The sequence below is a fragment of the Plantimonas leprariae genome (assembly GCF_008802405.1).
GTDB classification, from domain to species: domain Bacteria; phylum Pseudomonadota; class Alphaproteobacteria; order Rhizobiales; family Rhizobiaceae; genus Plantimonas; species Plantimonas leprariae.
In genome coordinates, this window is record NZ_VZDO01000021.1 from 76,915 (window position 1) to 84,488 (window position 7,574).

At 59.8% G+C, this 7,574-nt stretch carries 13 protein-coding genes; 3 read left to right on the forward strand and 10 right to left on the reverse strand.

Annotated elements, in window-relative coordinates:
* The first annotated feature begins 1 nt into the window (after nucleotide 1).
* Together F6X38_RS20665 and F6X38_RS20670 are read left to right on the forward strand one after the other, a co-directional pair.
* Nucleotides 2-484, forward strand: a complete 483-nt coding sequence (locus F6X38_RS20665) for an HK97-gp10 family putative phage morphogenesis protein (RefSeq protein ID WP_150973111.1) — start codon at nucleotides 2-4, stop codon at nucleotides 482-484.
* Nucleotides 481-807, forward strand: coding sequence for a hypothetical protein (locus tag F6X38_RS20670; RefSeq protein ID WP_150973113.1), 327 nt, complete (start codon nucleotides 481-483; stop codon nucleotides 805-807). The genes F6X38_RS20665 and F6X38_RS20670 overlap by 4 nt, the downstream gene beginning before the upstream one ends.
* Here the strand turns inward: F6X38_RS20670 and F6X38_RS20675 are convergent.
* The 10 genes from F6X38_RS20675 to F6X38_RS23740 all read right to left on the reverse strand — a co-directional run bounded on the left by F6X38_RS20675 (nucleotide 804) and on the right by F6X38_RS23740 (nucleotide 7,128).
* Nucleotides 804-1,271 (reverse strand): hypothetical protein, encoded by a 468-nt coding sequence (locus F6X38_RS20675; RefSeq protein ID WP_150973115.1) that lies wholly within the window; start codon nucleotides 1,269-1,271, stop codon nucleotides 804-806. The genes F6X38_RS20670 and F6X38_RS20675 overlap by 4 nt on opposite strands.
* Nucleotides 1,268-1,501: a hypothetical protein gene (locus F6X38_RS20680; RefSeq protein ID WP_150973117.1), complete on the reverse strand. Its 234-nt coding sequence runs from the start codon at nucleotides 1,499-1,501 to the stop codon at nucleotides 1,268-1,270. The genes F6X38_RS20675 and F6X38_RS20680 overlap by 4 nt, the downstream gene beginning before the upstream one ends.
* Nucleotides 1,491-1,919: a hypothetical protein gene (locus F6X38_RS20685; protein WP_150973119.1), complete on the reverse strand. Its 429-nt coding sequence runs from the start codon at nucleotides 1,917-1,919 to the stop codon at nucleotides 1,491-1,493. The genes F6X38_RS20680 and F6X38_RS20685 overlap by 11 nt, the downstream gene beginning before the upstream one ends.
* A 3-nt stretch (nucleotides 1,920-1,922) precedes the next feature.
* A complete protein-coding gene (locus tag F6X38_RS20690; RefSeq protein WP_150973121.1) occupies nucleotides 1,923-2,255 on the reverse strand; it encodes a hypothetical protein in 333 nt (110 codons plus the stop codon).
* A 38-nt stretch (nucleotides 2,256-2,293) separates the two neighbouring features.
* Entirely contained in the window at nucleotides 2,294-3,217 is a 924-nt protein-coding gene (locus tag F6X38_RS20695; protein WP_150973123.1) for a hypothetical protein, read from the reverse strand.
* A 5-nt stretch (nucleotides 3,218-3,222) separates the two neighbouring features.
* On the reverse strand, nucleotides 3,223-5,010 hold the full coding sequence (locus F6X38_RS20700) for an ATP-dependent nuclease (protein ID WP_202618043.1): 1,788 nt from the start codon (nucleotides 5,008-5,010) through the stop codon (nucleotides 3,223-3,225).
* Between the two features lie 316 nt (nucleotides 5,011-5,326).
* On the reverse strand, nucleotides 5,327-5,536 hold the full coding sequence (locus tag F6X38_RS20705) for a hypothetical protein (protein ID WP_150973125.1): 210 nt from the start codon (nucleotides 5,534-5,536) through the stop codon (nucleotides 5,327-5,329).
* A 461-nt stretch (nucleotides 5,537-5,997) separates the two neighbouring features.
* Nucleotides 5,998-6,453, reverse strand: a complete 456-nt coding sequence (locus F6X38_RS20710; protein ID WP_150973127.1) for a hypothetical protein — start codon at nucleotides 6,451-6,453, stop codon at nucleotides 5,998-6,000.
* A gap of 7 nt (nucleotides 6,454-6,460) precedes the next feature.
* Nucleotides 6,461-6,967, reverse strand: coding sequence for a GIY-YIG nuclease family protein (locus F6X38_RS20715; RefSeq protein WP_150973129.1), 507 nt, complete (start codon nucleotides 6,965-6,967; stop codon nucleotides 6,461-6,463).
* Entirely contained in the window at nucleotides 6,964-7,128 is a 165-nt protein-coding gene (locus F6X38_RS23740; protein ID WP_202618044.1) for a hypothetical protein, read from the reverse strand. Before F6X38_RS23740 ends, F6X38_RS20715 begins: the two co-directional genes overlap by 4 nt.
* Nucleotides 7,129-7,250: 122 nt before the next feature.
* On the opposite strand from F6X38_RS23740, the gene F6X38_RS20720 reads away from it, so the two are divergent.
* Entirely contained in the window at nucleotides 7,251-7,508 is a 258-nt protein-coding gene (locus tag F6X38_RS20720) for a hypothetical protein (RefSeq protein ID WP_150973131.1), read from the forward strand.
* The last annotated feature ends 66 nt before the right edge of the window (nucleotides 7,509-7,574 follow it).

Genomic DNA, 7,574 nt, shown 5'->3' on the forward strand with positions numbered 1-7,574 from the left:
CATGCCGATCCGCGTCACCGCCCGCGTCGAACACAAGAGCCCCGGCAAGCTGAAGGCGGCGCTGCGGGCGCTGCATGCCCTGGGCCGTGGCCCTCGACAGGTGAAGGTCGGCTTTCCGGCCGGCAAGGCGGACGGCGACGTTGTCGCCCGTGCTACGTTCAACGAGTTCGGCACCCGCACCATTCCCGAGCGCCCGTTCATGCGCAACGCGATGCGGGCGAACTGGGAGAAGTACCGGAAGGCAATGGAAGCTGCGGCGCGGGAGATCGTCGACGTAGCGAAGGGTGGCGGGAGCCCTGCCGCGTCCACCAGGAAGGTGCTCGGCCGGCTCGGCGCCCTCGCTCAAGGTGATATCCAAGCCGAGATCACCTCCTTGTCCAGCCCGCCCAACGCTCCGTCCACGATCCGGCAGAAGGGCTCCAGCAAGCCCCTCATCGACAGCGGCGAGATGCGCCAGAAGGTGACGTGGAAGATCGACGAGTGACGCTCGACCGGGAGAAGCTCGCGAAGGTCGCCAGCCTGCTCGCGTCCGATAAGATGGGCGAGCGGGCGGCCGCGGCGGCGAAGGCGACGGCAATCCTCCAGCGCGCCGGCATGACGTGGGAAGAAGCGCTCCGCCCCGTTCCCGGCCGTCAGACGGTTGTGCTGCTTCCGGCCGACACGGCGGCGCTCGATGCCGAGATCGCCCGCCTGCGAGCCGCTCTGGCCGAAAGCGATACACGCCGGACGGAAGTGGAGGCGCGATGCGCGGTGCTTTCTCGGCAGCTTCAAGCGGAGCGAAGCGTGTTCTGGCGGGAGATAGCCTAGCCTGCGGCACCGTTGACCGATGTCAGGATCGACAGGATATCGACGCCGGCAATCCGCAGGATGACGAGAAGCGCGATCAGCCCGAGGGTGTAGAGCGCAGCGGCGAAGATCGACACGCCGACGGCTTTCCAGAACGTCCCTCGCAGCGCTTCCTCGCGGATGCGCGGGGCGTTCTCCTCGACGAGGAAGCCGCCGAAGGCCAGCACGATGCCGTTAGCTTGCTCTCGCAGGTTCTGCACCATGCTCGGCGTCCACGTCGCGATGTAGCTCGCTAGTTCGTCTTCCGATGGTTTCCGGCCGTGCCGCTCATAGTGCGCGGTGGTCCACTCGCGCTTGGCCTGCTTGTAAAGGCCATAGGCGACCATGCCGGTAAGCTGATCGCTGGTGGACTGATCGTCGGTGACGAAGCGCTCGTACAGAGGGTTGTAGGCCGGGCGCGCATCACGCGCGCCATCGTCGCTCACTTCCTTGTCTTGTCTGGACGCTGCGAAAGTGCGCTACCCGCACTTGTTCCCTGGATACGATAACCAGCCGCTTCCTTCGCGGCTTTGAAGCTCTCGCCGCTGATCATGCCGACTTCGCCGCGACCGGGCACGGTGATCGTGCGGAACGCGCCGCTCTTGGCGTCGCGGCCGATCGTGTAGCCCTTGCCACCAGGCGGACGCTGCGACTTGCCGCCGATGCTATACGACATTCGCTTTTGCGTGCTCCAACGTGGTCCACATCTCGCGCGTCAGGGTGTCCACGAATCCCTGTGCACCCCAGAAGATGTCCCGAGCCATCTCTTCCGGCAAGAGCACGCACGTCACAGGACGCATGTGGATGACATCCAGCGAGGCGATCTTGTCCATCTCCCACGGCTCGAAGGTTCGCACGTCCTCCGCTGCGATCGTGCGCGCGAGTTCGACGAGAGATTTTCTCTCGCTATCGAGATCGCCGTTCAGCGTAAGGTGGAACGCGATGAATGCGAGCAGGGTGTGATGCAGCGACTGCGCCAGCACGACCGCAGCGCAAGGGGTTAAGCGGCCCTCCTGATTGGTGGCGTTCTGCGCGATATTGCATTCATGTCGGGCAAGGCGCTGAAGCCGATCGGCGAGGTACACTTCTGGCATAAATCACCTCTTCGGCACGAAGTTCTCACGCCGGACGAGACCGCGGCAACCGGCATGCTCGCCGCCCACGACGATGACGCGGATGATGTCGGGTGTAGGGTCGGCAGTGATGACGCGTTGTGGCAAACGAATGCCGCAAGCGAAACCGTCATTCAACGCCGAGCCAATCAGATCGCCAGCGTTGGCTGCCAAAACAGCTTCGCCATCGAGCAGTGCCGCTTCGTCCTTCCAAACGAAAATCGTCTCCTGCTTGTCCTCAGAGACGACGAGTTTCCCGTCGACCGCCAACGCGGGCGAGGCGATCAGCACGGCGACGAGGGCGAGGGCGAGGCGCATGCTTGCGACGATAGTGCGCCGTCAGGCGAGGGGGCAAGTCAGTTGCGGACACTCGCTCGCATCTCTGCGATTTCGCCGAGCAAAAGGTAGGTGTTGAGCACAAGGGCCCGCGCTTCGTCAGGAGCGATGTCCGCGTGAACACCGGTGCTGACACGTTCCCAAAGTGCGTTTGCGCCACGCGTTAGCCGAGCCCGTCGGCTGTCAGACGTAGTTGCAGCACGGATAGCGGCGCGAAGCTGATTCTTCGTGTTCCCAGACCGAATATCGATCTTCTCGCCTTCCACCTCAATCTGTTCGGCTTGTGCCGGGCAGATCCGCTCCGCGAAAGCTTCGACGATCCGTCGGCAACTGAGCATCGCGTGGCCAATCGCTTCCGTATCGCCTGCCGCAAGCCTTTCGAACACTGCCGGAAACTTGCTGATCGCGTCAGCCGCCTCATCGGCTAACAGTCCATCCACCGATCGTCGATATAGGTCGAAGATGTTGCCGCTCGCGTCTCCGAAGAGCGCCTGAAAACGCGTCATCGCTGCAAACGAGTGCGTTTCTCGACGAAAGGTGTCGATGACACGCTCGGTCTGCGTCTTGCTTGCTTCACTCGTTTGGAACGTGCCGAGATGTCGATCGACGTTTGCCCCGCTCGCGCTCAGGAATCGCTGCCGCGCCTGTTCGGCCGACTGCCGCTGGGCTGGTAGTACTCGTTCGAGATGGAGGATAGATGGTTGGATGAATAATCTATCGCTGACCATCCGACCGGACATTCGAAGGAGCCGCGGTCCATCGTAGCTGTCCGGATACCCTTCCGCTTCACGACGGAAGTACTCCGCGTACTCGGCTTGGTTTGTCACCCTCGCAAGATGCATCGCCTTGTGAAGGACTGCCTCACTGCTGACTGCCGGGAATCGAAGGCCGAGCAGCAGATCGTCCGCCAGTCGAACGATCTCATTGGCATATGCGGAGGACATTGCGATCACGTTGCGAGAGCAAATGCTTCGTTGATCGCCTTGAACAGCTTACCAGCCGACACAGCCGCGCCGCGCGGAAGATCGGATGTCTTTTTCCAGCTGTCGAACCTGCGAAGCATTTCACCCATGACACGACGCTTATCAAGCTCGACGTGGCCATGTCGTTCTTTCAAAACGACCTCCACGCGCTTGGTTATCATGGTCGATCCGTCTACCGGCAGATCCTCGGGCTTGATTGCCAAGCCGAAAGTTGCGTTGACGCATTCACGATAGAAATCGTCTCCCATTAGATCCTCGATCGCAAAATCGACCTTTTTGCTTCCTGCCGCTTTCCCAAGCATGAGAGTACGAAACTTCAGACCCGAAGCCTCTGCAAGTTTCGATACGTATAGTTCGTCGATCTTCTTTTTCGCGGCGTTGCCGGCTTCGTCAGTGTCGAGAAGAACACCTGCGTCCCACTTTTGGCCGATCGCGAAGCCGGCGTACATTGGCGTCTTCTGCGCGCCATGCGCAGGCCAGAGGTAAATGCTCTCCGACAGAGCATCCTTGCCCTCTGCCTTCAGAAGCCCGGAAAGCTTGTGGAGGATGACAGCATCATCTCCCCCTTCGACGATCATAACCTGGCGATTGCCGAGTAGACCGCTCTGATCGCCTGTCAAACCCAAGCTTTGTTCGATGACAGCCATAGGCGCGCGTTGTGCGCTGACGATCCCCTTTGTGATTGCGAGATGATGATCTCGGCTCTCGACGATCCGGACACGCTCAGGGTTCGCTGGATCGACCATGGACGCCAGATGCGTCGTGTACATGATCGTGTTGCGCGCTGAGAGCCTCTCGAAAACTCTCAAGAGATCCTGCTGGCCAGAAAAGTGCAGGTGGATGCCTGGCTCCTCGAGCAGGAGAACACAGTTCGCATACTCGCCCTTCGTCGCATGTGTGAATTTCCAGGCGAAGGACACGTACCATCTGAATCCGGTCGAACGTCTGTGGAGCCGTACCGGCATGCCGATCGCGTCGTCTTCGGCAAAGATGTTTAGCGTAGGTCCGTCGATCTCGATTTCGAAGCGAACGTCTTTCTGCTGCCAGAGATCGCCGAACTGCTTGGTGAGGTATCGAGACGCGGATCGCTTGTCGTAGGAGCGGTTCGTTCGGCCCTCGCTCGTGGTGCCCTTTTCGACGAAGTCGTCGAGATCGATGTTGGCAAGTTCGAGAATGATGAGGATCGTTTGATCCTCATTGCTCAATTCGTGTCGGTCGCCCGCTCTGACGAGACGTTTCTGCAAATCGTCCAGTTCAACCTGAGCCCCAGACATCTCGTAGTCGTGGATGTATACGAACTTGGGGACGTTTGCCTTCGCCCATTCAATAGCCCGGTCCTCGTCAATGGTCCCCTCGGGAAAGTCATGAACCTTGAAGCGGGTCTGATATCCGTAGCCTCTCCAAACTACGATATTACAAGATTGTGGGAGTACGAACGGCTCGCGCTCACCTGCTGCGTCTACCGCTGCATAATTCCACAATGACTGAATCTCATCAGCGTTAAGCGCGAACTGCGCGTTGGCGACTACTTTCCCGCGCCCATCTTTTCGTCCTTCCCAGTGATCTACCGGCCAATCTTCATCGAGATTGTATTTTGCGCCTGGTACGATGGGGTTGAGACAATGAAGAGCTTCGAAAAGATTGCTTTTGCCGGCCTCATTCTGCCCAACGAATGCCGTGATTTGACTTACGTCGATCCATCCTGAATCGATGACGTTCCGGTAGTTGGTGATCTTGAAGAAATCAAAACGCATCATGCCTCCTACAACCGAAGGCTGATAATCCACGACATTGTCCGACATTCAAGACGTGGCTTATGGGACCGTCTGCAGCCTTGCGCCATCCCCGAACCGTTGGTCATGGAGCCCTCCCTATCGGAGGGATAGTCCCGGGTGCGTCGGCATGGCACGACCCAGCGCCGGCCGGTTCGCTTATCGGACACCAGGATGGCGCGAGGGCGGGACGGGGTATCACCCCATCCGGCACCCCGCCGCCGTCCTGCCGCCTCGCAGGGAGGCCCGTAGGACGCATCGGAGGGCCGGATGGTGTCTTTCCCATCCCAATCTAAGTTTAGTCCTCGTCTTTTGCCCACTGTTCGAGTTTCAACCGCATGTAGGGAATGAACTCCTGGGGGTTGCCGTCGATCAACGCTGTCAGCGGATGCATCAGAGCAGAAAGTGCCCACGTGGCCTCGAATTCCCCTTTCCGGTGGAGTGAGAGAACCGTGGATACGTACGCTTCGAGCGTCTCGTATTCCTCCGCCGAAACCTTGGTAGTCATGCTGCCATTCCTTCTCTGACGGTCTGATTGTAGATCCCTGCATTACGTCGTCAGGGCATGCCAGATGTCGTGCGGATACATTGGCCAGTTCTCCGGGCCGCAATATGGGCCGACGGTCGGAGCCCACGCCTCATGCCAGGAACTCTGCCTGCCGACGAAGACCGGAGGCTGGCCCTCGAACTGATCCGCCGTGATGTCGATAATCGTGCCATCGACGGTCACCCATGCGTGAGATCGAGGCCCGTCCTGCATGCCCGACGCCACTCTCGCATCGAGGCCGTAGCGCTCGGCTAGAAGTCGCGCCAGTAGGTCCGACGTTCCGCCACAGGAACCGCGGGGGAACGCCTGGAACAGAACGTGGCTGCGGGGACCGGATACCGCTTCGATACGACGTCGGCAGCCAACAGCGATCGGGTGTAGGTCTATTGGCGGGATCGCGCCTCTGCACATGCGCACGTCCGTCATGTCCGACGATGAAGGACGAAACTCTTGCTGGTCTCGTCCTGGTCATACATCTCGTACCCCATCAGTTCGTACCAGCGCTGCACCTTCGGATGGTCGGAGTAGCATTGCGAAACGATCATGATGTTTCCAGCTTGCCGCTGAAGGCGGCGCAGCAACCGGCCGCCAAATCGGACAGACGGGACGTTGGGCTGAAAGAACTTTTCGATTCCGATGAATGATGTGGACAAGTATTCTACGCCGTCCTCGAATGCTCCCCGATCCCATGCCAGTAAGGCAACGGCCTCGCCTTCATGGATCAACGATCGGATTTCTCTGCGCTTCATGGCGGCTCGGAACTCCAACATGACATCTCGATGCGTCACGTCAGCGACCTTCATTTCGCCCCGGGTGCGCTCGGACGCATTCCGAAGCACTGCGGAAATGTCGTTTCGGGTGGCGAGGCGGTCTTCCATTGTCGGTCTAGGCTTTCTGAAGCCTTACGCCGGCCCCGCCGCCGTTCTCGGCGATGAACTCGACGCCGGCAGTTTCGAGCGCTCGATGCAGCACTTCGAGGGTCGCGTTCCGCGGTTGGGCTGCACCAATTTCGAATTGCCGAACGGTGACGATCCCGACTTTTGCCGCGGTCGCCAGATCCTGCTGGGACATCTGAACGAGCGCACGGCCGACACGACATTGGGCGGGAGAGATGGGAGGCACAAACAGGCCTGCAGCCGCTTGCCGAACTGCCGAGATCGCATCTTCGACGGATACACTGAACCATTCGCCATGAACACGAGCAGCGGCGAGACGTCCATGAGTGGCTCGCTCGACGGCATAGGCTAAGCCGTCTTCAACAGTTTCTGCATGCGCTAGAGCGAGAGGGAAGGGTGTACCCGTTCGGAGGGCATTTAGCCGGCGGGCAGGGTTTCTCGCGATCCCGATTTTCACCGGGCCGCCGATTGCTTCGATCACGTAGACCGACGTCACCGCTGATTGACCTTCGCGTCCAAGCCGGCGGCAATGAGCACGCGGATAGCCTCGGCTTCCGTGCTGATCCTCTCCGCATGACGGAATGCCGCTATACGCTCCACTAGATCGGCTGGCATCGAAACGATTTTCCTTACGTCCATGGTCTTCTCGCGCACCATCGTTCCGCTCCTTGCCTCAGCCCATTCGAGATACCGGCGAAACTGATATCAGTTTAATCATTGACATCAGATTACCGCAACCTTCATAGTGGCATCACTGATATCAATATGGAGTTCTACCGATGAAAAACGACCCCAAAGGGACGACCGGCGAAGCTACGCCCGAACCGAAGCGTGAGCCCGACTACGCAGGGCTCTGCGCCAACCTCGTTGCCATGATCGACTGCACATCCTGGTTGTTCATCGAGAATGCTGGGCGTGCGCAGACGGAGAAGGGTGAGGTCTATCAGCTCCCGATCCGCATCGGCGACCAGCTCACAGCGATACTCATCCTCGCCCGCGATGCGGCGCAGGCCGAATTGGCGGAGGCGCTTCGATGAGCGCCGTCCTCGACGCCATCGCGGCGCATCGCGAGACCTTCAAAGCCTACAAGGCCGCACTCGCGC

Bases quoted from the DNA above. Each gene is read 5' to 3' on its own strand.
- F6X38_RS20665 (WP_150973111.1), top strand. From the start codon at position 2: ATGCCGATCCGCGTCACCGCCCGCGTCGAACACAAGAGCCCCGGCAAG.
- F6X38_RS20680 (WP_150973117.1), bottom strand. From the start codon at position 1,501: ATGTCGTATAGCATCGGCGGCAAGTCGCAGCGTCCGCCTGGTGGCAAG.
- F6X38_RS20685 (WP_150973119.1), bottom strand. From the start codon at position 1,919: ATGCCAGAAGTGTACCTCGCCGATCGGCTTCAGCGCCTTGCCCGACAT.
- F6X38_RS20690 (WP_150973121.1), bottom strand. From the start codon at position 2,255: ATGCGCCTCGCCCTCGCCCTCGTCGCCGTGCTGATCGCCTCGCCCGCG.
- F6X38_RS20695 (WP_150973123.1), bottom strand. From the start codon at position 3,217: ATGTCCTCCGCATATGCCAATGAGATCGTTCGACTGGCGGACGATCTG.
- F6X38_RS20700 (WP_202618043.1), bottom strand. From the start codon at position 5,010: ATGCGTTTTGATTTCTTCAAGATCACCAACTACCGGAACGTCATCGAT.
- F6X38_RS20705 (WP_150973125.1), bottom strand. From the start codon at position 5,536: ATGACTACCAAGGTTTCGGCGGAGGAATACGAGACGCTCGAAGCGTAC.
- F6X38_RS20710 (WP_150973127.1), bottom strand. From the start codon at position 6,453: ATGGAAGACCGCCTCGCCACCCGAAACGACATTTCCGCAGTGCTTCGG.
- F6X38_RS23740 (WP_202618044.1), bottom strand. From the start codon at position 7,128: ATGGTGCGCGAGAAGACCATGGACGTAAGGAAAATCGTTTCGATGCCA.
- F6X38_RS20720 (WP_150973131.1), top strand. From the start codon at position 7,251: ATGAAAAACGACCCCAAAGGGACGACCGGCGAAGCTACGCCCGAACCG.